This is a genomic window from Pseudomonas sp. ZS1P83, assembly GCF_054897825.1.
In genome coordinates this window covers 5760204-5784070 of sequence record NZ_CM142706.1, presented here as the reverse complement: position 1 = coordinate 5784070, position 23867 = coordinate 5760204, and the positions used below count along the sequence as shown (strand labels likewise).

Genomic DNA, 23867 nt, shown 5'->3' with positions numbered 1-23867 from the left:
AACTCCGTCGTCAGTCGCGCGTTAAAAGGCGCGGGGCAAGCTCTTTGAGAGCGCGTCGATACACCTCGCGCTTGAATGTCACCACCTGGCCCAACGGATACCAATAGCTGACCCAGCGCCAGCCATCGAATTCCGGTTTACCGGTCAAATCCATCCGCACCCGCTGCTCGTTGGAGACCAGGCGCAGGAGAAACCATTTCTGTTTCTGGCCGATGCACAGCGGTTGGCTGTGTGTCCTGACCAGACGTTGCGGCAAACGATAGCGCAACCAGCCCCGGGTGCAGGCGAGAATTTCAACATCTTCGCGCTCAAGACCCACTTCTTCGTTCAACTCGCGGTACAAGGCGTCTTCCGGCGTCTCCTGGGGGTTGATCCCGCCCTGTGGAAACTGCCAGGCATCTTGATTGATACGGCGAGCCCATAGCACCTGTCCGGCATCATTCGTGAGAATGATCCCGACATTGGGGCGGAAACCATCGGGGTCGATCACGGCAACAACCTCGCAAACGCATGTCGGCGCATTGTTCCACAAAGGTTGTGATAGCAGCAACGAGCCGGTCTACCTTATGTGCACTCTTGTGAAAAGTCCGTATTCTGGACGCCTTTCTACAGACTTTTCAGCGAGTAACTGCAATGCGGCTGGCTTTATTCGACTTGGACAACACGCTCTTGGGCGGTGACAGTGACCACGCCTGGGGCGATTACCTGTGCGAACGCGGCTTCCTCGACGCCGTCGCCTACAAGGCGCGCAACGACGAGTTCTATCAGGATTACCTGGCCGGCAAGCTGGATAACGATGCCTACCTGAACTTCTGCCTGGAAGTTCTCGGCCGTACCGAGATGGCCACGCTGGATCAATGGCACAGCGACTACATGCGCGACTGCATCGAACCGATCGTGCTACCCAAGTCCATCGAACTGCTGGCCAAGCACCGCGAGGCCGGCGACAAACTGGTGATCATCACTGCCACCAACCGCTTCGTCACCGGACCGATTGCCGAGCGTTTGGGTGTCGAAACCCTGATCGCCACCGAATGCGAAATGATCGACGGCCGCTACACCGGGCGCAGCACCGACATCCCGTGCTTCCGTGAAGGCAAGGTGACGCGGTTGAATCGTTGGCTGGAAGAGACCGGGTATTCGCTGGAAGACAGCTATTTCTATAGCGACTCGATGAATGATTTGCCGTTGCTGGAGCAGGTGGCGAATCCGATCGCTGTCGACCCGGACCCGAATCTGCGAGCCGAGGCCGAGAAGCGTGGCTGGCCGGTAATTACTTTGCGCGACTGACATCGCCTTCGCGGGCAAGCCTCGCTCCTACAAGACTCAACTCGGTCCTGTAGGAGCGAGGCTTGCCCGCGAACGGTGCGACTCGGTATCAAGCCTTAAACAGGCTTGGCGCCCATCAACCCCGCAATCGCGATAAAACAAACAAAACTGAACAACGCCAAGGCGAAAGTGAACTTGCCGCTGCCTCCCGGAACAGTGCGCAACTTGTTAAGCCGCACCAACAGCCAGAACCAGCCCAACGCCGCCACGGTATAAAGCACACTGGACGCCAGCAACCAGGTCTGCCCCAGCGGCCAGCCCACCAGATGCACCATCCACCAGCCGGTAAACGGCATGCTCAGCAGCGCCAGCCCCATCACCAGCCAGATAAACAGTCGTGGCCGTTGCAACGTGCGCGCGTGAGCCGTCGCGTCACCGTTACGGCGCGTACGCCAGACCCAGATCGCCAAGCCCAGGGCGCTGACCAGCAGCAACACCGTCGCCACGATGTGAGCCACTTTCAGGGCGGTTAACGTTTCCATTGTTCGATTTCCTTATGGCCTGCCCATCAGCGTAGCCGTTCAGCCGAGAAACAGCTGATAGGCCGGGTTGTCGCTTTCGTCCCAGTACGGGTAGCCGATTTCTTCCAGCGCAGCAGGCACCAGATGGCGTTCATCGTGAGGCACTTGCAGACCTGCGACCACCCGGCCATCCGCCGCGCCATGGTTGCGGTAGTGGAACATCGAGATGTTCCAGCGCCCGCCGAGCTTGTTGAGAAAGTTGAACAGCGCGCCCGGACGCTCCGGGAACTCAAAGCGCAGCACCACTTCATCGACCACATGGGCGGCACGCCCGCCGACCATGTGGCGGATGTGCAACTTGGCCAATTCGTTGTCGGTCAGATCGAGTACCGGGAAACCCTGCTCGGTCAGGCTGGCAATCAGCGCACTGCGCGGATCATTTTCCGGATGCGTCTGCACGCCAACGAAGATGTGCGCTTCGCTGCCGGTGTTGTAGCGGTAGTTGAATTCGGTGATCTGGCGCTTGCCGATGGCTTCGCAGAACGCCTTGAAGCTGCCCGGTTTCTCGGGGATGGTCACGGCGATGATGGCTTCGCGACCTTCGCCAAGCTCGGCACGCTCGGCGACATGGCGCAGACGGTCGAAGTTGACGTTGGCGCCCGAGTCGATAGCCACAAAGGTGTGACCGGTGACGCCGCGTTGCTCAACGTATTTCTTGATCCCGGCCACACCCAGGGCGCCGGCAGGTTCGGTGATCGAGCGGGTATCGTCGTAGATGTCCTTGATCGCCGCACAGATTTCATCGGTACTGACGGTGATCACTTCATCGACATAGTCTTTGCAGATATCAAAGGTGTGCTGACCAATCTGCGCCACTGCGACGCCGTCGGCGAAGAGGCCCACGGTCGGCAGGATCACGCGCTCGCCGGCAGCCATGGCGGCTTGCAGGCAGTTGGAATCATCCGGCTCGACGCCGATGATTTTGATTTCCGGGCGCAGGTACTTCACGTACGCCGCGATCCCGGCGATCAGCCCTCCGCCGCCCACCGGGACGAAAATCGCATCCAGACGCCCAGGGTGCTGACGCAGAATCTCCATCGCCACCGTGCCCTGCCCGGCAATGGTGTGGGGATCGTCGTAAGGGTGGATGTAGACGTAGCCTTTTTCGTCGACCAGTTTCAGCGAGTAGGCCAGGGCTTCCGGGAACGAATCCCCGTGCAGCACCACTTTGCCGCCGCGCGAGCGCACGCCTTCGACTTTGATTTCCGGAGTGGTCTTGGGCATGACGATGGTCGCTTTCACGCCCAACACCTTTGCCGCCAAGGCCAGGCCTTGTGCATGGTTGCCCGCCGACGCGGTCACAACACCGCGAGCGCGCTCTTCATCGCTCAGCTGGGTCAGCTTGTTGTAGGCGCCGCGAATCTTGAACGAGAACACGGGCTGCAAGTCTTCGCGCTTGAGCAAAATATTATTGCCCAGCCGCTCGGAGAGCTGGCGGGCAGTCTGCAATGGGGTTTCTACGGCAACGTCATAAACGCGCGAGGTGAGGATCTTTTTGACGTACTGTTCGAGCATCGGAAAGCATCACTGAGCGGGTTGGGCAGGGCTAAGGAGTCTAACCCGGCTTTCGACCGGACGACCACACTAAACAGACGGACCTGTAGGAGCGAAGCTTGCTCGCGAAGACGTCATCACATCCGATGCAAATGTTGGCTGAGAGACCGCTTTCGCGAGCAAGCTTCGCTCCTACAGGGTTGGGGCATGACATTGACCCTCAACGTGGGCAATGACCTTCCCCGCCCCGGGGCCTATAATGCCGGCCTTTCCGTTTCCCCTTGCCCGCTTCGGAGCCCGCATGACCCAGGATCAACTCAAACAGGCAGTGGCCCAAGCCGCCGTCGACTTCATCCTCCCGAAACTCGACGACAAGAGCATCGTCGGGGTCGGCACCGGCTCCACCGCCAACTGCTTCATCGATGCACTGGCCAAGCACAAAGGCGCGTTCGACGGCGCGGTCGCCAGTTCCGAAGCCACCGCCGCCCGCCTCAAAGGCCACGGCATTCCGGTGTATGAGCTGAACACCGTCAGCGACCTGGAGTTCTACGTCGACGGCGCCGATGAAAGCGACGAGCACCTGAACCTGATCAAGGGCGGCGGCGCAGCCCTGACCCGCGAGAAAATTGTGGCGGCCGTGGCCAAGACCTTCATCTGCATCGCCGACGCCAGCAAACTGGTGCCGGTGCTCGGTGCGTTCCCGCTGCCGGTCGAAGTCATCCCGATGGCCCGCAGCCACGTGGCCCGCGAGCTGGTGAAGCTGGGCGGCGACCCGGTCTACCGTGAAGGCGTGCTGACCGACAACGGCAACATCATCCTCGACGTGTTCAACATGCAGATCACCAACCCGGTGGCGCTGGAGACGCAGATCAATGCCATCGTCGGCGTGGTCACCAACGGGTTGTTCGCGGCACGTCCTGCGGATTTGTTGCTGCTGGGCACCAGCGAAGGCGTGAAAACCCTCAAGGCCTGAACCCCTGCACTTCCGTAGGAGCAGAGCTTGCTCGCGAAGAGGCCGTAACAGTCGACAGAGATGTTGAATGTTACGGCCTCTTCGCGAGCAAGCTCTGCTCCTACAGGGATTTGAGGTGTTGGTTAGGGTTGTGGTGGTTTTTTGAAGACATAGAACAGGTTCGGCTCGCTCACCAGGTACATCGTACCGTCGTCATCCATGGCGATCCCTTCCGCTTGCGGCACCGTCTTCTGCAACCCCTGACGGCCCTTGCTCAGTGACAGGGTGCTCAGCGGACGCCCGTCCACATCCAGTTCCAGAATCAGCCGCGACTCGTCCGACAGCGCCAGCAAATGCCCGCTGCGCTCGTCATATTGCAAGCTCGACAGGTCTCGCACGAACATCCCGGCATCGCGCTTGGGGTTGTTCACGACGTGCACCGCGTAGGATTTTTCCGGGTTGTAATGCGGGAAGCCCTGCACTTCATAGATCAGCATCGGGTCGCGTTCCATGGCGACAAACAACCGCTTGCCCACCGAATCGTAAGCCAGACCTTCGAAGCCCTTGTTGCCACTCGTGTGCACGCCAAGGGTCATCTGCTCGGCGTCCGCTGCGTCGAGGAACATCGTGTCCTTCTCCAGATGAATCTTGATCAGCCGCTGCTCGCGCTCGTCAGTGATCACGTACGTGTCGGCGCTGATGAATTCTACGGCTTCCGGATCGCCAAACCCGACCAGCGCAATGCGTCGAATAATCCGGCCGTCCAGAGACAGCTCGATCAGCTCAGAGTTTTTGTTGGTGACGGTGAACAGACTTTTGCGCACCGGATCGAAGGTCAGCGCCGACACATCGTCGTCCAGGCCTTCGATGGTTCGGGCCTCGACCGTGACCTGATAGTGATCCAGAGCGATGGACTGATCGTTCGCCGGCTGCCAAAGCGTGTGCAGATTGAACAGGCGCATGTAATGGCCGACCGAAATCAGCGCGATCAGGGCAATCAACGACAGGCCACCGCGCGCCACCCTCACGACGGGCTTATTTCTGTTTTTCGAAACGGTAGAACAGGTTCGGCTCGCTCACCATGTACAGCGTACCCGCATCGTCCATGGTCACGCCTTCGGCGCGAGGGATGGTTTTCTTCAACCCATTGAAGCCGCCCAGCAAGGTCATGAAGCTGACCTGCTCGCCCTTCTCGTCCAGCTCCAACAGCAAGTGGGAGTCGGCGGACAACACCAGGGTGTGACCGGTGCGCGGGTCGATGGCCAGGGCCGAGAGGTTGCGGATGTCCAGTTCGTCATTGGCAAGTTTCTGCTTGTCGCCGGCGAGTGTCTGGCCATCGTTGCTTTTCCAGGCGAACAACGCCGGTGGACGCTCTTCACCCAGCAACATTTGGTGATTGCGGGAGTCCCAGACGATGGCTTCGAAGGCCTTGTTCTGGTCTTTCGAAGGGCCGAGGTCGTATTTCGGGAAGTTGGCGATATTCAGCTCGCGGGTGTCGGCGTCAACCTTGACGATGGAAAGCATGTGTTCGCGCTCATCGACGATGGCCAGCAGACCGTTACCCATCACGGTCACCCCTTCCGGGTTGCTCCAGCCCACCAGCGGCATTTTGCGCAGGACGTCGCCCTGCAAGGTCAGCTCGACCAGAAACGGATTTTTGCCCATGACTGAAAACAGGGTTTTGGTTTGTGGGTCGTAGGCCAGGTCCGACGCTTCGTCCTTTTCCATGCCCGGTAGCAGTTTGGCGTCGATCACCGCCCGGTAATCCGGCAGCCAGATGCTCGCCTGACGTTCGGCGGGGCTTTCAAAACGCTCCCGTACCCAGAGCACACCGCGATCATCCCAATGCATCGCAAATGCAACGCCGTACGCGACGGCCGCCACCAGCAAAAGCCAGGAATACCAACGCGTGACAAAGCGCGAGCGGCGGGCAGTTTTAAGTTTGGGCAGTGGCTGGGTGACCATCAAGGATGCGTTCCAGAAATTCAGGCTAAGGGTAATAGCACAATTGGGGCCGGCTCAGACGCCGCAAGTCCCGGAATTATCCTGACGTGATGTGAAAAAAACGGGAAATGGCGGGATTGCCCTACACCTGATCGTTCCCACGCTCTGCGTGGGAATGCCGCCATGGACGCTCCGCGTCCGCTTCGGGATGTGACGCGGAGCGTCACGGGATGCATTCCCACGCGGACGGTTCGACGCCTCGACGTGGGAACGATCATTGGATCATCGCACGCTACTGGTGAAGCTGCTGGCGCCTGGCAATTCCAGCACCAGTTCATCACCGACATTCAGCGGACCGACACCAACCGGCGTACCCGTCAGGATCACGTCACCGGCCTGCAGCGAGAAACAGCCGGCCATGTGCTGGATCATCGGCACGATCGGATTGAGCATCGCGCTACTGTTGCCATCCTGACGCACTTCGCCGTTGATGGTCAGGCGGATGCCGATGTCGGTCAGGTCAGCAAACGTGCTGCCGGACACGAATGGCGCAATCACTGCCGCACCGTCGAAGGACTTGGCGATTTCCCATGGCAGGCCCTTGGATTTCAGCTCGGCCTGCTTGTCGCGCAGCGTCAGGTCCAGGGCCGGAGCGAAGCCGGAGATGGCATCGAGCACTTCTTCACGGCTCGGTTTGGTCGACAAAGGCTTGCCGATCAACACCGCGATTTCCGCTTCGTAATGCACTGAACCACGTTCGGTCGGAATGCTGAAACCGTCTTCCAGCGGCACGACGCAACTGCCCGGCTTAATGAACAGCAGCGGTTCTGTAGGCACCGGGTTGTCCAGTTCCTTGGCGTGTTCGGCGTAGTTACGGCCGATGCACACCACTTTCCCCAGCGGGAAGTGAATACGCGTGCCGTCGACATACTGGTGCTGATAGCTCATTACCGACTCCTGTTTCGTAGCTCTTAAATTCAAAAGTCAAACAGCGAAAATTTTGCCCGGGTTCATGATGCCGTTCGGGTCGAACACCGCTTTGACGGCTTTCATGTACTCGATCTCAACCGGGGAACGGCTGTAGGTCAAGTAGTCACGCTTGGTCATGCCCACGCCATGTTCGGCGGAAATCGAGCCGTTGTACTTCTCGACGGTTTCGAACACCCACTTGTTGACAGTCGCGCACTTGGCGAAGAACTCGTCCTTGCTCAAGTTCTCCGGCTTGAGGATGTTCAAGTGCAGGTTGCCGTCGCCGATGTGGCCGAACCAGACGATTTCGAAATCCGGGTAGTGTTCGCCGACGATCGCGTCGATTTCCTTCAGGAACGCCGGAACTTTCGACACAGTGACCGAAATGTCGTTCTTGTACGGCGTCCAGTGCGAGATGGTCTCGGAGATGTATTCGCGCAGCTTCCAGAGGTTCTGCAACTGGGTTTCGCTCTGGCTCATCACACCGTCCAGCACCCAGCCCTGCTCGACGCAGTGCTCGAAGGTTTCCAGGGCGTGGTTGGCCACTTCTTCGGTGGTCGCTTCGAATTCCAGCAGCGCGTAGAACGGGCAATCGGACTCGAAAGGCGCCGGCACGTCGCCGCGAGCCATCACCTTGGCCAATGCTTTGTCGGAGAAAAATTCGAAGGCGGTCAGGTCGAGCTTGCTCTGGAACGCGTGCAACACCGGCATGATCGAGTCGAAATCGGCCGTGCCGAGGACCATGGCGGTGAGGTTTTTCGGCGCGCGGTCCAGACGCATGGTGGCTTCGACCACAAAACCGAGGGTGCCTTCCGCGCCGATGAACAACTGACGCAAATCGTAACCCGTGGCGTTCTTGATCAGGTCTTTGTTCAGCTCCAACAGATCGCCTTTGCCGGTGACGACTTTCATGCCCGCGACCCAGTTGCGGGTCATGCCGTAGCGAATGACCTTGATCCCGCCGGCATTGGTGCCGATATTGCCGCCAATCTGGCTGGAACCTGCCGAAGCGAAGTCCACTGGGTAGTACAGGCCTTTTTCTTCGGCGACGTTCTGCAGGTGTTCGGTGACCACGCCTGGCTGGCAGACCGCCGTGCGGTCGGTCAAGTTCACGTCGAGGATCTGGTTCATGTAGTCAAAGGACACGACGACTTCGCCATTGGCCGCCACGGCAGCGGCGGAAAGCCCGGTGCGACCGCCGGACGGCACCAACGCAACATTGTGCTCATTGGCCCAACGGACAATGGCTTGAACCTGCTCGGTGGTCTTGGGGAACACGATGGCGGTTGGGGCCGGGGCGAAATGCTTGGTCCAATCCTTACCGTAAGCATTCAGGGAGTCGGCATCGGTCAGCACCTTGCCAGGCTCAACCAGGGTCTTCAGCTCTTCAATCAGGGCAGGATTGGTCATCGACAGAACTCTCGAACAATTCATGGTCATCCTGAGAACGCTTCACGTCGCAGGAATGAGTGTTTAGCGGGGTGCATATGCTAGCATACCGACCCCGCAGCATAGTGCCCAACGGCTGTTCTGCGGCGACGGCATTCTTGTCGTCCGGGTCAGCGTCTGCTGGCTATTTCCTGCCATTTTTCTCCGGGATACAGGTTTACGCAGATGAGCAAGACTTCTCTCGATAAGAGCAAGATCAAGTTCCTTCTTCTCGAAGGCGTCCACCAATCGGCTGTCGACGTCCTCAAGTCGGCGGGCTACACCAGCATCGAGTACCTCACTGGTTCTCTGCCGGAAGCCCAGCTGAAGGAAAAGATCGCTGATGCTCACTTCATCGGCATTCGCTCCCGCACTCAACTGACCGAAGAGATCTTCGATCAGGCGAAGAAACTGGTGGCTGTCGGCTGTTTCTGCATCGGCACCAACCAGGTCGACCTCAACGCTGCTCGCGAACGCGGCATCGCGGTGTTCAACGCACCGTACTCCAACACGCGTTCCGTAGCGGAGCTCGTGTTGGCAGAGGCGATCCTGTTGTTGCGCGGCATTCCTGAGAAGAACGCTTCCTGCCACCGTGGCGGCTGGATCAAGAGCGCAGCCAACTCCTTCGAAATCCGCGGCAAGAAGCTGGGTATCGTGGGTTACGGTTCGATCGGTACTCAACTGTCGGTCCTGGCTGAAGGCCTGGGCATGCAGGTGTACTTCTACGACACCGTGACCAAGCTGCCATTGGGCAACGCGACGCAAGTTGCCAGCCTGACCGAGCTGCTGGGCATGTCCGACATCGTCACCCTGCACGTTCCGGAAACCGCTGCGACCCAGTGGATGATCGGCGAGAAGGAAATCCGTGCGATCAAGAAGGGCGGCATCCTGATCAACGCTGCTCGCGGCACCGTGGTCGAACTGGACGCCCTGGCGGAGGCGATCAAGGACAAGCACCTGATCGGCGCGGCCATCGACGTATTCCCGGTGGAGCCTCGCTCCAACGATGAAGAGTTCGCAAGCCCGCTGCGTGGCCTGGACAACGTGATCCTGACCCCGCACATCGGCGGTTCTACTGCTGAAGCGCAAGCCAACATCGGTCTGGAAGTGGCAGAGAAGCTGGTCAAGTACAGCGACAACGGTACATCCGTATCGTCGGTAAACTTCCCGGAAGTTGCCCTGCCGGCTCACCCTGGCAAGCATCGTCTGCTGCACATCCACGAGAACATTCCGGGTGTGATGAGCGAGATCAACAAGGTCTTCGCCGAAAACGGCATCAACATTTCCGGTCAGTTTCTGCAGACCAACGAGAAAGTCGGCTACGTCGTGATCGACGTCGACGCCGATTACTCGGAAATGGCGCAAGAGAAGCTGCAGCACATCAACGGCACCATTCGTTGCCGCGTGTTGTTCTGATAGCGACTTGAGCGACAAAAAAGGGAGACCCTCGGGTCTCCCTTTTTCATTCGCGCGACATCGTTACTTGACGTTGACGGTGATTTTCTTCGAAACGATTGGCGGATCGAACGGCAGGTGACCGCTGTCACCCAACTCGAGCTGCAAGGTGTGCTTGCCGGGTGTCAATTTGACTTCAGCCTGGGTCTGCGCCTTGCCGAAGTGCATATGGTTGGCATCATTCGGAATCGGTGCGCCTGCGGCAGGCAGCTTGTCGACATCGATCAGCAAATGGTGATGGCCGGTGTTTTTGGTGACATCGCCCGCTGGCGCCAACGCGACGTTCTCGACGGCGAACTTGACGATGAAGGTTTGCGGGACCGTGGCACCGTCCGCGGGAGAAACGATGGACACTTCTGCACCCTTGGGAGCCGGTGTGGCAGCCGTTGCCAGCATCGAAGCCCCCAACAACAGGCCAGCCAATGCTGCTCGTGACATAAAGGTTTTCATTCTTTTCTCCAGTTTTTTCGTAAAATCCGCTTGGCCATGACAACTTCACGGCCATTCGTTGTCGAAGGCTCTCGACAACCATAGCAAAGCGAGCCTGAACCAGCGCATCGCGATAATGAATTCAAGGAGTGACCATGCGTTTTTTGCCTGGCTTGATCTGCCTGCTACCCCTTTTGAGCCCTTTGGCTCATGCCGAACTGATTGACGATGTAAACGACCGTGGCGAATTGCGCATCGCTCTTGAGGCTAATACACCGCCGTTCAATTTCAAGGACGATGGCAATCTAACGGGCTTCGAGGTCGAATTGGGCCAACTGCTGGCCAACGAACTGGATGTACGGGCCGATTTCGTCATTACCGATTCCAACGATCTGCTGCAAGGTGTTGAAACCGGCAAGTATGACGTCGCCATCAACCACATAGCAGTGACCCCGGACCTCAAGGATCGTTTCGACTTCAGCGAACCTTACAGCTACACCCATGCGCAATTGATCGCGCAGAAGGAAGAGCAACCGCGCTCGATGCTGCTGGTTCAAGCCTTGACCGAAGAGAAGCCGAAAGTCGGCCCGACCGTGAGCCTGGCAATTCCGTTTCAGAAGGGTAACCCGGCGTTTCATGCCAGCCTGGAAAACGCGCTGCAGCGGATCAAGGCGGATGGGCGACTGGAGGCGTTGTCGCAGAAATGGTTGGGGGCGGATACGAGTGTGGCGCCCAAACCGTAAGACACTGAAGATCCCACAGGGGTTTTGTGTAAGACGTTACTTCAGGTTGGTCAGGGCCTGTACAGCTTGCGGCAACTCCAGCTCGCTGAAAACCTGGACACCGTGACGCTTGAGCAACGCCGCAGTAACACCTTCACCACTGACCTTCACACCACTAAACGTCCCGTCATAGGTCAACAAGTTCCCGCAAGACGGGCTATTGGCCTTGAGCACGGCGATCCTGATGCCGAGCTTTTGCACCCGTTCCAACGCCTGATAAGCCCCCGAGAGAAACTCGGCGCTGACGTCCTCGCCCTCGGTGGTGATCACAGAGGCGTGGCCATCAAGCACTTCACCACCCTGCCCGCCCGGAATCTCCGCCGCCGCCCTTGGCGTCGGCAAGCCACCGGCCACCTCCGGACACAACGGCACCACCCGACCTTCATCAAGCCACTGCTGAAGTTGATCGAAAGGCCCGCTGGCGCCGCCGTCGTAACGTACGCGGTGGCCCAGCAGACAGCGGCTTACCAGAATTTTCTGCATGATCAGAACGGCTCGTTGCCACGACGCCGGAACCAGCCGGTCAACGACAGGCGATCCCGGGTCGCGGGCAGGACTTCGTGGGGCACCTCGCCCGACAGGAACACCACCAGGCCTCCGCCGGTAGGCACTACATCGTGTTCGACGCCTTCATCAAGGTACATGCGCAACTGGCCGCCGTGCTCGGGCAGCCAGGCGTCATTGAGGTAAACCACCGCCGACACCCTGCGCCGGTCATCGTCACGAAAACGGTCGACATGCTTGAGGTAGAACGCGCCCGGCGGGTACAAGGCGAAATGGCTTTCGAAATCTTCCAGGCCCAGAAACAAACCGCGATTCATCGCCTCGCGCAGGCTGTCCATCAACTCAAGATAGCTGTCGCAAGCATCTGCCTGGCCGGGCTCGATCCACTGGATATGGTCGCCGCGAATCCCCTCGCGAATTTCGGTTGTCGGCCCGCGCCCCACTGCCGCCGGGACCAATTCACCCTCGGCAGCACGTTTACGGCACTCAGCCGCCAGTTCCAGAGTCAGAGCCTTGGGCAGGAAAATATTCTGCTGCGACCAGCCGTGTTCTGCCAGGTCGTCGACGATACGTAACAGCAGCGGGTGATCAGAGGGTATTGGCATGGCGCGCATAGTATTCCTGTGCCCGAAAATCCGACAGAGCCGCGCAGCAGGTTGATACGAATTCTCGACAAGGACGAAGGCCACACGGAGAATAGTCGCCTGCTGACAGGAGTCCCTATGCGCCGTTTGCTTTTCTCAATGCTGATGTTCTGCGTTATGCCTGCTTGGGCAGACGGCCACGACCAGTTGTACAAGGTCGCCGGCTGGCCAGAACAACGCGCGCATTTCAACGACGCTCTCTCGGCCGCTCAGCAGCGGTATCAAAATAGCCTGCCACCGGCCGTTTTCCAGGCGTTGGTGAATAACAGCAACCAGCGCTTTGCCCCCCAGGCCGTGGACCAGCGCGCCGAAGCGCAATTGCGCAAGACCCTTGCCGATCCGAAACCCGCGCTGACGTTCTTTCAGTCACCCCTGGGCAAGAAAATCGTTGCCGCCGAATTGCTCGCGACCCGTCGTGATCAACTGGCAAAAAACGCCAAGGGTTTACCCAAGATCCAGGCCAGCGACAGCCGCATGCTGATCATCGGCCATCTGGCTCAGGCCCTGCCCGCTCGCGAGGCCGGCGCTGAAGTCAGCCTGGCGATTGCCGGTGTCGCGGCCGACAGCCTCAGTTCGATGATCCCCGGCCTGCTCGGCGGTGGTCAGGCTCAAGGCATGTTGAACGGTCAGCGTCAGCGCTTGATGGACCAGATTGGCAGCGACCTGAACAACACGCTGTTGTATGTCTATCGCGACCTGTCGGATAACGAACTGGAAGAGTTCGCCACGTTTGCCGAGTCTGACGAAGGCAAGGCTTACTATCAGGCAGCGTTGGCAGCGATTCGGGCGGGGCTGGCGGTGGGGCAGAGTACGCCGAGCCTTACCCAATAATCTGCAGCGCGTTTGAGATTGCCTTCGCGGGCAAGTCGGACCGCCGCACCGCTCGCTCCTACAGGGAAATGCATTCCAATTGTAGGAGCGAGGCTTGCCCGCGAAGAGGCCCTCACTACCGCTATCGATTCCGGCCTTTAATTCGCTTGCTCAAAAACCCGAAATACTCCCGCCGCAACGCCAGCGTCTCATTCGCCAGGTGATGCCGCGCCTCGGGCAACATCAGCACCTGCGGCCGATCGAACTTGCCTCGCAACACTTCAAGGTTATGTTCCCAATCCACCGTCATGTCCGCCTGCCCCTGAACAATCAGCGGTCGCCGCGGACTGTTCGGTGCAGCCTCGATTCGTTTGATCCACCGCGCCAACGCACCGACCCAGGCAGTCGGCAGACGTAGCGGCTGCAATGGATCGGCTTGCAGGAATGGCAAAAAATCCGGGTCGTTGGAGTTCTCGCTGAAGCGCCGGGCGATGGCTTTGACGAAGGGTTTGAGCAAGTAATAGCTGAGCTGCGACCAGCCCCAGGCCCGCGGCCGAACCAGCGGTGACAACAGGATTACCTGGCCCTGGGCAGGACTGCTCGCCCCTTGATTAAGAACATGATCGATCACGATCGCCCCGCCGGTACTTTGCCCGCACAAGTGCCACGGCTGTGGCAAATCGAGGGCCACAGCCTCGGTAAACAACCCTTCCAGCGTGTGCTGATACTCGGCGAAATCCTTGATGCTCGCCCGCTCACCGCTGGACAGCCCGTGCCCCGGCAGGTCGCAGGCAATCACCGCAAAATCCTGATCCAGCGCCCACTCGATCACATGCCGGTAAAGCCCGGTGTGATCGTAAAAGCCGTGGAACAAAAACAGCGTCGCCTTCGCCCGCTCGGGCCACCAGACCTGGCTAACCACCTCATAACCATCGACCTCGAAACGCCCAAGGCTACTGCGCACATTACGCCCCGCAAAATCCAGCCCGTAGAAGCGCTGGTAAGCCAGCGCCTCTACCGACAGCGGCTGCCTGTCGGCCAATGGCCGCAGGCTGGCACGCAGATGATCGGGGTCGAAAGTGGCAGACATGAGCAATTCCAGAACGCGAAACGGTCTTTATTGGCCTGCGATATTCATCTGTCGCGGCAAGCATGGCAAGCTAGCGCACCTTCGAGGACTGAAATCCATGCGCTCGCCCTACCGCGCCACACTGCTTGCCAGCCTGCTCGCCCTCGTGTGTGCCGGCGCGCTGTGGTTTGCTTACGACTGGTTTCAGGGCCGCTACCTGCGAGCGTTCAGCGAGCACACCGCAGTGTTCTCCGGTGACCCGCTGCGCCTGCCCGACAACCTCGCCGGCCCCGGCGCCATCCGCCTCGTGCACTTCTGGGACCCGGCCTGCCCGTGCAATGTCGGCAACCAACAACACCTGAGCGAACTGGTTGAGCACTACGTACCGCAAGGCGTGGAGTTTTATGCGGTACAAAAGCCTGGCAGCCACGGTCAGTTACCGAGCACTTTAAGCCGCCTGAAAAGCATCACCATCCTCCCAGGTTCCGAACAGATCCCCGCCAGCCCGGCCGTGGCGATCTGGGATCGCAGCGGCAAACTGGCGTATTTCGGCCCGTACAGCGAGGGCCTGACCTGCAATTCGAACAACAGCTTTATTGAGCCGATTCTGCAAGCGTTGAGCGAAGGCCGCGCGGTGAGTGCCACGCACACACTGGCAGTGGGTTGTTACTGCCCGTGGCCAAAAAAACAACAATAGATAACTAATGCAATATGCCCATCTATAAGCCAGGATGGGCAAAATTGCTCGACGAAGATTTATGATAGGTATTAGACAATATCTTTAAAATCCAAATAACGTCTTAATGGTTCAGGAATCTCCACAGAGCCGTCAGCCTTTTGAAAGTTTTCCAAAATCGCGATCATCGTTCTTCCTAGTGCCGAAGCGGTTCCATTGAGAGTATGAACATACTGATTTTTCTTCAGAAGAGGGTCCTTATATTTAATATTAAGGCGACGCGATTGATAGTCAGTACAATTACTTGCTGACGTTATTTCGCCATATTCCCCGGCAGTGCCTTTACCCGGCATCCAGGCCTCGATATCATATTTTTTGTACGCCGGCGCCCCCAAGTCGCCAGTGCAATTTAGTACGACTCGATACGGAATACCAAGCTCGGTATAAATCTCTTCCTGCAATGCAAGAATTTTCTCATGATATTCAGCGCTATCCTTGGGCAGACACACTACAAATAATTCTAATTTTTCAAATTGATGGACCCTGTAAAGGCCTTTGCTAGACTTACCGGAAGCCCCAGCCTCTCGCCTGAAACAATGGCTTTCGGCAATATAAAGAAGTGGGAGTCGAGCAAAATCAATTACCTCATCAGAATGCATACCGGCAATACATATTTCGGCTGTAGCGATAAGACTTTTGTCTAAGCCACCCAACTCGTATGTATTACTTTCGTCCCCCTTGGGAGAAAATCCTACGCCTTCCATTATATGATTGTAAGATATGTCCGGCGTCTGCAAAGGCGTGAAGCCGGCCTTTAATGCCTTATTGAAAATATAGCTCTTCAGCGCGTGCTGGAGGAACACTGCTTGATTTTTAAGAAAATAAAATTTTGAACCTGCGACTTTTGCACCCGAGTCAAAATCAAGCAAGTCGAGATTACGCCCCAATTCAAGATGATCCTTACTGGAAAAGGAGAACTTGGGAATGTCACCACTTACTCGAACAGTTAAGTTATCGTCATCGCTGAGGCCAATCGGCACTTCTGACGAAATCCAATTTGGTAACTGGCGGATACACAATGAAAACTCCGCTTCAAGTAAATTAAACCTCTCCTTAGCCTTTATAACGGCACCTTTTAATGTCATCGCACTCATCGCGACGGACGGTGGGCTTTCCGCCGTTGAGGCACTATCTCTGGGACCTTTCGAAAGAGCATTTAACTGACCTTGCATATCCTCAAGTTCTCGCTTTTGCGATTTAACGTCCTCATAGAGAGAAATAATACGATCTAAATCGATTCTTATATTTCTTGCCGACAAATTGGACTTCATCGACTGATAATTTTCCTGAAGCTTTTTTATATCTATCATATTAAATACTCGCATATTTTTCTAATACTTACGGAAACAGACGGCTTCACCTAACCGAACTGGCACCAAATATCTAGGCAACAATTAAAGGTCCAGATAAAAAATTTGCTAATGCTTTAATGCCAAATCGCATTTGATCGATATCGATTTTTTCATTCGCTGAGTGTGCATCACTTAAAGAGCCCGCACCAAAAATCGCAGTGGGAATATTGGCTTCTTGGGCATAATGTCGAGCATCACAACTAGCCCTCCAAGCAAACATTCCATCGTTCTTGTTTAACCCCCGCGCCTCGGAAACAGATTGATCTAATCGCTTTAAAAAAATGTCCTCCTCAGAAACAATATATGCTTTATTCCGTAATCCAACGTAAAAATCTAAGTCGACTTTGACTTCTGGGTATTCCGACAAAAGTGACTTCATTCGAGTATTCAATAAAGTTTCGATATCTTCTATCGACGTGGCTGGCAAAAAACCAATATTAAAAGTGAAGCTGCACTTTTCGGGCACCGAACCAGGCCACTCTCCCCCTGAAATCTTACCCACATTTATCTGTACAGGTCGTTTCCAGATTGAAAAGGCAGAGTCACTATGAGACTCCCGAACCATCTCTTTTTCTAAAGCGTTCAAACCTTCGATTAATTTCATTGCGACAGTTATCGCAGACACCCCCTCTAGAATGCTACCCATATGAACAGCCTTTCCGACAATAGTTATTTCACAGGTCAAACACCCTCGGTGACCGCGATGAACCGCCAAGTCAGTAGGTTCGAAAACAACGGCCATATCTGCATAAACCCCATGAAGAATAGTGGACAATGTTCCGTTACCTCCTACTTCTTCTTCCGAAACCAAGTCCAATAAAATTTTAAATTGAGGACTGATCTTTTTGTGCTTCATATACGCCAAAGCACCAAACAATAAAAAAAGATTCCCCTTGGTATCACATGATCCACGACCATAAACGTAATTGCCGTCGATCCAAGGTGATAGCAACTTTCGCCCCTCACCCTCTGCCGGAACAACATCTATGTGCGAGTTGAATAGAACCGTGCTATCCGTAACAGACAACGCATTCAACTCTGCTCTAATATTTACTTTTCCATTGTTATCATCTGAAACAGTGTTAGCCCTATGAGCTCCAAGCTCCGTATGATATTGCTCAACACGGAACCTAAAACCATATTTCTCAAGTAAATTCTCCAAACAAGGAATGGCCTCCCGCTCCTTTCCTAAGCTGGTATCAATAGATAAATACTCTATTAGCTCAGGTAGCATTTCTTTTTTGTAACCATTAAACCAATCACCGAACTCACAAGTATTTAACATTATCGTCACCTTTGAATTTTTTCAATTACAAGGGGATCAATCTTGTTTAATCAGATATGACAAAGTTTTCTCAGATAGACCTTGTCGAACTTTGGATAAAAATATTTCTTGAGTGGCCTTGATCATTTTGTAATCTTCAGTTCCATTCAGAAGATCGGAGCAATAGCTCAAGTCTTTTAACGCATCACCAATTGAAAATCTAAGCGGATCTTCGATATCATCTATAATGGCGCTCACAAGCGATTGAGTAATAGCATTATTTACTGCCCCCTGCTGTATTAAAGTTCTTAAATAATGAACATTAATGTTCAATACCTGCGCGGCACCAATCATATTTGCAGTCAGCGCAACAACTCCCATAGAAAGCGCATTATTTAGCAACTTTAACTTCTGCCCTTCCCCTGTTTCCCCCGCATGAAGTACCCATCTACAAAACCCACTTAATACAGTACAAGCCTCATCCACCAGCGCCTTTGGTGCCCCAAGTATCGCATTTGACTCCCCACGTCTTGCCTCTCTAGGCCCTCTTGTGAGTGGCGCATCAACGTAACGAATGCCGTGGTCCAACAATTTCTCGGAAAGTTGTCGGGTTTCAACCGGACATCCTGTCGTAGTATCAATTATTAATAGACCCTCGTGACGTGCTGTAATTAATCCATTCCTGCCAAAGCAGACACTTTGAACCTCTTTCGTAGAGGGAAGTGACAGAATAATGGTTCCGCACGACTCAGCGACTTCCTTCGGAGTGGTTACTTCATTACCACCCAACTCGACTAACTCTGCTATGCCTTTCCGAGAGCTATACGATAAACTTGTAATCGAAGCTCTATTTCTGATTAGGCTTACAGCAATTCCGCGCCCCATTTTTCCGAGACCTATAAGCCCTATGCGACGCCCTTCTAGTAGCGTCTTTTTATACAAATCAATATCGACTACTCCAGTCATAAGGCAACTCCTTCGAAACACCGAATTTTATTAACTTAGCCAGCTCATACAATTGCCGTATTTCCTTTTCGTCTGAGGCATAACGGCCCTCAGAAAACCCTCGCCGCCTGATTACTCTCCCCTTCTCAAACTCATTTACGATTTTCTGTACCAAAAGGGCTTGAGACTTAGTTGGTAGAGTCTTTGAACCTCCGACACCGATATCGCTAATAACGTCCTCCAGAAATAAACAGATTTTTTCAATGTGCCGGCGCGAACCAAACTGTTGAGACTGAGTAACACATGAAGTCTCAAGACTCGGTAAGATAGCATCCCCGCCAATTCTAAAAATTCTCAGACTATCGTCGTCCCACCCAGGGTTATCTAGGTGAAGGACCGCAACTTCAACAACCTTCGATAATTCGTCAGCAAGTAGAAACTCCATCGTTCTACTACGTTGACTGTGAACATAACTACTAGTGCCACTAAGTAACATACCTCCCTCAAACTCAGCACAAGCCGTCATCGTGTCAGGTCGAAATGCCCCTCCTCGTACGTAATCGCTTTCTAAAATGCAGGAAAAGTGAAGCTGGAAATCATTATCATCTTTTACAGCACCTAAATAGCAGGCCAAATCTACTGGATGAGTTATTTCTGAAATTACTCCCACAGTGGGTCGTGAATCTTTTATTCGATATTTTGACCAAACAAAATTAGCACTGGATACACTTCGCCTATTGCTTTCAATATAATTTTTCAATGCTGAAACAGCTGAACTGTACCGTTCGACGAAACTAACAAAGATCTGATCATCATCAAATGCTGAACGTACGAATTGACAATTCTCCTCACTAGTAACAATAGGCTTTTCGCAAATTATTTTTTTATATCCAATTGATTGCTCTTTAATGAATCTCAATATTTCATAATGTGAACTGTCAGTGGTAGCAATTATAATTAGCTCACATGGAACATTTCTTAGGATTTTTTTGAAGTCCAACTCTAAAGGTATATCTATTTCGGTTAAAGCATTTAGCTTTTCTGGATCTATGTCCGCCACACCTACTATTTCTATTTTGCCGATTGACGGATCAATATATTGGGCAGCTCGTAAGAAACGCGAACCAGATCTCCCTACCCCAATTACCACAGTTTTAATACTCATCATTACCTCAACCCCGCTTTACTTATTCATCAACAGCCCCAGCAATAAATAACTTAATTACAACAAGCAAAATACACATAAAGGCAACCTTAGTTGCACTTGCGCGCTTTTGACTTTTGGTAATGCTCAACGTACCAATTCACAGTTTCCCTCAAGCCTGTCGCGACGGTCATGCTTGGTTCATACTTTAGTTCCTCTTTGATCCGATTTATATCTGCTAATGAATGTCGAATGTCGCCTTCCCTATACGGAGCCTTAACTGGAGTTAACTCATATTGCAAACCCAAGTTTTCGAGCTGACTTTTTATCAAGCAGTAGAGTTCGATCAAAGATGTTTGAGAATTCAGTGCGACATTGAAGATATTGCTTGTGCTTCTTTCATTAGCTAGGGAAGCAAGGATATTGGCCTGGACCACATTTCCCACAAAACAGAAATCTCGGCTCGTGTCTCCACCCCCATTTATCACGACAGGTTTATTGCGAAGCATCGACTCAATCCACCGCGGAATTACCGCCGAATATTCACTTACTGCATTTTGCCGGGGACCAAAAACATTAAAATACCGTAACCCAATAATTTTATAATCGCAGGATGAAGAGAAAACATCCGCATACAATTCATTCGCTCTTTTCGTCACAGCGTAAGGTGACAACTGTTTGCCCGTTTGTTCCTCATGCATTTGCGCACCCTTTACGTTTCCATATACTGAACTAGAAGATGCATATACAAAACTCTTGAGCCCTATATTCCTTGAAGACAATAACATATTCAAAAATCCGCTTATGTTAACTTCATTAGTTTCCAAAGGATCTTTCAAAGATCGTGGAATTGACCCTAAAGCCGCATGATGCAAGACATGGTCGACACCAATGAGACTCTTCCTACAGTCTTCCAAGTTCCTAATATCCCCCTCTATGAATTCAAATCTGTCCCACTGGCGCTTACTAACCTTAAGTTTTACTTCCTTAAGGTTACTTTGTTGTCCAGTCGAAAAATCATCCAACCCCACTACCTCCTGGTCTGCGGAAAGTAAATACTCAAGTAAATTCGAACCAATAAATCCTGCGACACCTGTGATCAACCATTTTCGCTTTGTATTTCTCAATGACACTTCAAGGTTTTCAATCAGAGTGCTCATATAAACTCCGACATTAGAGACGCAAGTCGCTGGAGGCCTTAGGCAAAATATATTTCAAATCGTAGATTAGGCATTGTGCTTTCCCCCAAGAACGGATGATTTCTTCATCAAACGATCGAAACTCATCGTGAGCGACCGCCAGTACTACAGCGTCATATGCTGCTAACGCTGGAGATGAAATCGTATTAAGGTCATACATATCAAGCACGTCATCCTTGTTAGCAAAGGGATCATATATATCAACCTGCACGTTATAATCAATTAGTTTTCGGGCTATATCGACTATCTTGGTATTACGCAGATCAGTACAATTTTCTTTAAAAGTACAACCGAGCAATAGAACTCTAGCTCCATTTATTGGAAAACACCGCTGAACCATTTTTTTTATCAGTTCAACGACGATGTGTTCTGCCATACCTTCATTGATTCGCCTCCCTGAGAGGGTCATGACAGGGTGATGGCCAATTTCTTCGGCTTTATATGCAAGATAATACGAGTCCACACCGATGCAATGTCCACCAACCAATCCAGGCCTAAAAGATAGAAAGTTCCATTTGGTTTCGGCCGCGGTCAACACCTCTTCAGTGTCAATTCCCAACCTATTAAAAATCATGCTGAACTCGTTTATTAAAGCAATATTCACATCCCGCTGAACGTTTTCAATAAGTTTCGCTGCTTCTGCTATTTTTATACTGCTTACAACATGGACTCCGGCTTTTATAATACTTGAGTAAAGTTCTCGAACAAACTTCTCAGTTTTAACTGTCGAGCCCGATACTAATTTGACAACTTGAGTAAGACCGCGTTTTTTATCGCCTGGATTAATTCGCTCTGGACTGTACCCTACAAAAAAGTCTAAATTAAACTTTAGACCTGAAACCTCTTCAATGCAGGGCACACACTTTTCTTCGGTTGCACCAGGATAGACTGTTGATTCAAATATAACTACATCATCCTTTTTTAGCACTTTCCCGAGCAGCTCACAGGCAAATATCAAAGGATTGAGGTTTGGCCTACTATCTTCAGCAGGAGTTGGAACCGCTACGATATATACATTATAGAGCGCTAGGTCATCTGGATTTGCAGATAGCTTTAACTTAGAAGACCTCGCTATTGCTTCGTCACCAACCTCGTAGCTGACATCTGTACCGCTTACAAGTTGGTCTATTCTTTTCTCATTAATATCAAATCCGAGAGTAGGATAAAAACGCCCAAATTCAACAGCAAGGGGAAGTCCTACGTACCCTAGTCCAATAACAGCGATGCGACATTGATTAATATCCATACACTCTCCAGAGATTTCTCAAAGTAGTTTGGATTAGCGAACCAACAAAAAAATAGTAACAATGATGACAAAACAGTCTAATCAAACCAATATGCTGTTTGATCTTAATTCAATTTCGGCCAACAACTTCCCTTGTCAGAACCTCTAAGTACTCCGTGAGTATAGAATCCCTATCTAGAAACGGGACAATCTCCCTGACTTTATTGAATAGAACGGTAGTTGAATCTGACAAACCATCTACGCCTCGTATTTCCGCCGCTTGGCAAGCGCATATCAGCTCGAAAGAAATAATAAATTTAGTATTTTCAAAAATTTCTCGAGCTCGCCTTGCTGCCACTAACCCAAATGAGACGATATCTTGAAAATCTGCAGTCGTCGAAAGTGATTGGATAGATAAGGGAGTACAAAGTGATCTATTCTCCGCCGTCAATGAGGCAGTCATGAATTGTCCTCCCATTAGACCTAATCTCAACCCAGGGTCTTTACTACAAAGGAACGGCGGAAGCCCATTGCTATTACTTTTATCGAGGAACCTATCTACGCGCCGGTTAGAAAGATTTGATAATGTAGTGAGCCCAATCGATAAGATATCCATTGCCATCGCGACATATTGCCCATGAAAATGGCCATTATGAAAGATCTCATTAGAGTCAGGCACAATAAGTGGGTTGTCGTTTGAGGAATTCAATTCATTCTGCACAATGGTCCGAACATACTCTAATCCATCTACAACTGGACCGAGAATTTGCGGAGTGCATCTTATCGAATAAGCATCCTCTATTTGACTATTAGATGGCTTTACCGAACCGTCTTGTTCTAACTGAATTTCCTTCTGAGCTTCTGCCTCCTGTTTGATCATTTTTGATGTTTCAAGATAATCAAAAATTTTCTGTGCTACTTTCAACTGTCCTGGATGAGGTTTCAATTTATGGACTTCTGGATCAAATGGTTTCTTTATTGCATGTAGCCCTTCAAAACTTAGAGAACTTATTAGACAATATTGCTCTAACAATTCTTGAACTTCTCGAACCAAACAACAGGCGACACCGGTCATCGCCGAGGTTCCATTTATGAGTGCTAAACCTTCCTTATAGCTTAAACGAGCTTTTTCTATTCCCGCGAGAATAAGCGCGTCTTGCGCCGGGAGCAACTTACCCTCGTACCTGACTTTCCATTCGCCCGTGCATACAAGCGCAATACATGCAAGGGGCCCTAGATCTCCGCTTGTCCCTAAAGACCCTTTTTCCGGAATACATGGAAGAATCCCGCTATTGTACAAAGCTACTAATACATCTAATACCTCTAAAGAAATAGCTGAGTTCCCTCGACACAGTGAATTTATTCGCGAAAGCATTATCGCTTTAGTATCCACTTCACTTAAATAGCCACCTACATTTGTTGCAACAGATCTTATAAGATTCATTTGGAGCATATTCGCTTTTTCTATTGGCACATGCCAATTAACAAAGCCACCCATGCTTGTATTTACACCATATATAATACGACCCTCAGAGACAAACTTTTCTAGTTGTCGTCGGGACGAATCGACCCTGCGCCGGGTCTCATCGCTTAGGCTGATTTCGGTATCACTCGTCGCTATCTCTGCGAGTCGTTCAGGAGAAAGAGTTTCACCTGTTTCAAATATAAACAT

General features: G+C 52.7%; 24 protein-coding genes. 6 read left to right on the top strand and 18 right to left on the bottom strand.

The genetic code is table 11. The annotated features are described in order from the left end of the window. Positions 1-10: 10 nt before the first annotated feature. Positions 11-490: an RNA pyrophosphohydrolase gene (locus tag ACYZT0_RS27125; protein WP_095083604.1), complete on the bottom strand. Its 480-nt coding sequence runs from the start codon at positions 488-490 to the stop codon at positions 11-13. Positions 491-633: 143 nt separating this feature from the next. On the opposite strand from ACYZT0_RS27125, the gene ACYZT0_RS27120 reads away from it, so the two are divergent. Then, a complete protein-coding gene (locus ACYZT0_RS27120) occupies positions 634-1290 on the top strand; it encodes a histidinol-phosphatase (protein ID WP_462043774.1) in 657 nt (218 codons plus the stop codon). 95 nt (positions 1291-1385) lie between these two features. On the opposite strand, the gene ACYZT0_RS27115 is transcribed toward ACYZT0_RS27120, so the two are convergent. Then, positions 1386-1811, bottom strand: a complete 426-nt coding sequence (locus ACYZT0_RS27115) for a DUF2269 domain-containing protein (protein ID WP_462043773.1) — start codon at positions 1809-1811, stop codon at positions 1386-1388. 39 nt (positions 1812-1850) lie between these two features. Further along, on the bottom strand, positions 1851-3365 hold the full coding sequence (ilvA, locus tag ACYZT0_RS27110; RefSeq protein WP_462043772.1) for a threonine ammonia-lyase, biosynthetic: 1515 nt from the start codon (positions 3363-3365) through the stop codon (positions 1851-1853). A 280-nt stretch (positions 3366-3645) separates the two neighbouring features. On the opposite strand from ilvA, the gene rpiA reads away from it, so the two are divergent. Then, positions 3646-4317 carry a ribose-5-phosphate isomerase RpiA gene (gene rpiA, locus ACYZT0_RS27105; protein WP_462043771.1) on the top strand — a complete coding sequence of 224 codons (672 nt, stop codon included), beginning with the start codon at positions 3646-3648 and terminating at the stop codon, positions 4315-4317. Between the two features lie 122 nt (positions 4318-4439). Here the strand turns inward: rpiA and ACYZT0_RS27100 are convergent, their stop codons facing one another. The 4 genes from ACYZT0_RS27100 to ACYZT0_RS27085 all read right to left on the bottom strand — a co-directional run bounded on the left by ACYZT0_RS27100 (position 4440) and on the right by ACYZT0_RS27085 (position 8619). Beyond that, complete coding sequence (locus ACYZT0_RS27100) at positions 4440-5258, bottom strand: SdiA-regulated domain-containing protein (protein ID WP_462046643.1); 819 nt, start codon at positions 5256-5258, stop codon at positions 4440-4442. A 73-nt stretch (positions 5259-5331) separates the two neighbouring features. After that, positions 5332-6261 carry an SdiA-regulated domain-containing protein gene (locus ACYZT0_RS27095; protein WP_462046642.1) on the bottom strand — a complete coding sequence of 310 codons (930 nt, stop codon included), beginning with the start codon at positions 6259-6261 and terminating at the stop codon, positions 5332-5334. Between the two features lie 261 nt (positions 6262-6522). Further along, the gene (locus ACYZT0_RS27090) at positions 6523-7188 is read right to left on the bottom strand and encodes a fumarylacetoacetate hydrolase family protein (protein ID WP_462043770.1); all 666 of its coding nucleotides are present in this window, start codon (positions 7186-7188) and stop codon (positions 6523-6525) included. A 36-nt stretch (positions 7189-7224) separates the two neighbouring features. Further along, positions 7225-8619 (bottom strand): FAD-binding oxidoreductase, encoded by a 1395-nt coding sequence (locus ACYZT0_RS27085; protein ID WP_462043769.1) that lies wholly within the window; start codon positions 8617-8619, stop codon positions 7225-7227. Between the two features lie 204 nt (positions 8620-8823). Here ACYZT0_RS27085 and serA point away from each other — a divergent pair, with 204 nt between their 5' ends. Next, positions 8824-10053, top strand: a complete 1230-nt coding sequence (gene serA, locus ACYZT0_RS27080; protein WP_462043768.1) for a phosphoglycerate dehydrogenase — start codon at positions 8824-8826, stop codon at positions 10051-10053. A gap of 63 nt (positions 10054-10116) precedes the next feature. Here the strand turns inward: serA and ACYZT0_RS27075 are convergent, their stop codons facing one another. Beyond that, positions 10117-10542 (bottom strand): DUF4399 domain-containing protein, encoded by a 426-nt coding sequence (locus ACYZT0_RS27075; protein WP_462043767.1) that lies wholly within the window; start codon positions 10540-10542, stop codon positions 10117-10119. A gap of 134 nt (positions 10543-10676) precedes the next feature. On the opposite strand from ACYZT0_RS27075, the gene ACYZT0_RS27070 reads away from it, so the two are divergent. Then, the gene (locus tag ACYZT0_RS27070) at positions 10677-11264 is read left to right on the top strand and encodes a transporter substrate-binding domain-containing protein (RefSeq protein ID WP_462043766.1); all 588 of its coding nucleotides are present in this window, start codon (positions 10677-10679) and stop codon (positions 11262-11264) included. A 36-nt stretch (positions 11265-11300) separates the two neighbouring features. On the opposite strand, the gene ACYZT0_RS27065 is transcribed toward ACYZT0_RS27070, so the two are convergent. After that, the gene (locus ACYZT0_RS27065; protein WP_462043764.1) at positions 11301-11786 is read right to left on the bottom strand and encodes a 2-thiouracil desulfurase family protein; all 486 of its coding nucleotides are present in this window, start codon (positions 11784-11786) and stop codon (positions 11301-11303) included. 2 nt (positions 11787-11788) lie between these two features. Continuing rightward, positions 11789-12421 carry a 2OG-Fe(II) oxygenase gene (locus ACYZT0_RS27060; RefSeq protein ID WP_462043763.1) on the bottom strand — a complete coding sequence of 211 codons (633 nt, stop codon included), beginning with the start codon at positions 12419-12421 and terminating at the stop codon, positions 11789-11791. Positions 12422-12529: 108 nt separating this feature from the next. Between ACYZT0_RS27060 and ACYZT0_RS27055 the strand changes: the two genes are divergently transcribed. After that, entirely contained in the window at positions 12530-13282 is a 753-nt protein-coding gene (locus ACYZT0_RS27055) for a DUF2059 domain-containing protein (RefSeq protein ID WP_462043762.1), read from the top strand. Between the two features lie 121 nt (positions 13283-13403). Here the strand turns inward: ACYZT0_RS27055 and bipL are convergent, their stop codons facing one another. After that, positions 13404-14351, bottom strand: coding sequence for a phospholipase BipL (bipL, locus tag ACYZT0_RS27050; RefSeq protein ID WP_462043761.1), 948 nt, complete (start codon positions 14349-14351; stop codon positions 13404-13406). A gap of 97 nt (positions 14352-14448) precedes the next feature. On the opposite strand from bipL, the gene ACYZT0_RS27045 reads away from it, so the two are divergent. After that, complete coding sequence (locus tag ACYZT0_RS27045) at positions 14449-15027, top strand: DUF6436 domain-containing protein (protein WP_462043760.1); 579 nt, start codon at positions 14449-14451, stop codon at positions 15025-15027. Between the two features lie 71 nt (positions 15028-15098). Here the strand turns inward: ACYZT0_RS27045 and serS are convergent, their stop codons facing one another. From serS to ACYZT0_RS27010, 7 genes are all read right to left on the bottom strand, one after another. Next, entirely contained in the window at positions 15099-16376 is a 1278-nt protein-coding gene (serS, locus tag ACYZT0_RS27040) for a serine--tRNA ligase (RefSeq protein WP_462043759.1), read from the bottom strand. Between the two features lie 73 nt (positions 16377-16449). Further along, a complete protein-coding gene (locus tag ACYZT0_RS27035; protein ID WP_462043758.1) occupies positions 16450-17703 on the bottom strand; it encodes a M20 family metallopeptidase in 1254 nt (417 codons plus the stop codon). Positions 17704-17739: 36 nt separating this feature from the next. After that, positions 17740-18648 carry an NAD(P)-dependent oxidoreductase gene (locus tag ACYZT0_RS27030; protein WP_462043757.1) on the bottom strand — a complete coding sequence of 303 codons (909 nt, stop codon included), beginning with the start codon at positions 18646-18648 and terminating at the stop codon, positions 17740-17742. Continuing rightward, positions 18626-19792 carry a Gfo/Idh/MocA family protein gene (locus tag ACYZT0_RS27025; protein ID WP_462043756.1) on the bottom strand — a complete coding sequence of 389 codons (1167 nt, stop codon included), beginning with the start codon at positions 19790-19792 and terminating at the stop codon, positions 18626-18628. Before ACYZT0_RS27025 ends, ACYZT0_RS27030 begins: the two co-directional genes overlap by 23 nt. An 89-nt stretch (positions 19793-19881) precedes the next feature. Next, complete coding sequence (locus ACYZT0_RS27020; protein WP_462043755.1) at positions 19882-20931, bottom strand: SDR family oxidoreductase; 1050 nt, start codon at positions 20929-20931, stop codon at positions 19882-19884. A gap of 13 nt (positions 20932-20944) precedes the next feature. Beyond that, positions 20945-22216 (bottom strand): nucleotide sugar dehydrogenase, encoded by a 1272-nt coding sequence (locus ACYZT0_RS27015; RefSeq protein WP_462043754.1) that lies wholly within the window; start codon positions 22214-22216, stop codon positions 20945-20947. Between the two features lie 109 nt (positions 22217-22325). Continuing rightward, positions 22326-23867 carry a phenylalanine aminomutase (D-beta-phenylalanine forming) gene (locus tag ACYZT0_RS27010; protein WP_462043753.1) on the bottom strand — a complete coding sequence of 514 codons (1542 nt, stop codon included), beginning with the start codon at positions 23865-23867 and terminating at the stop codon, positions 22326-22328.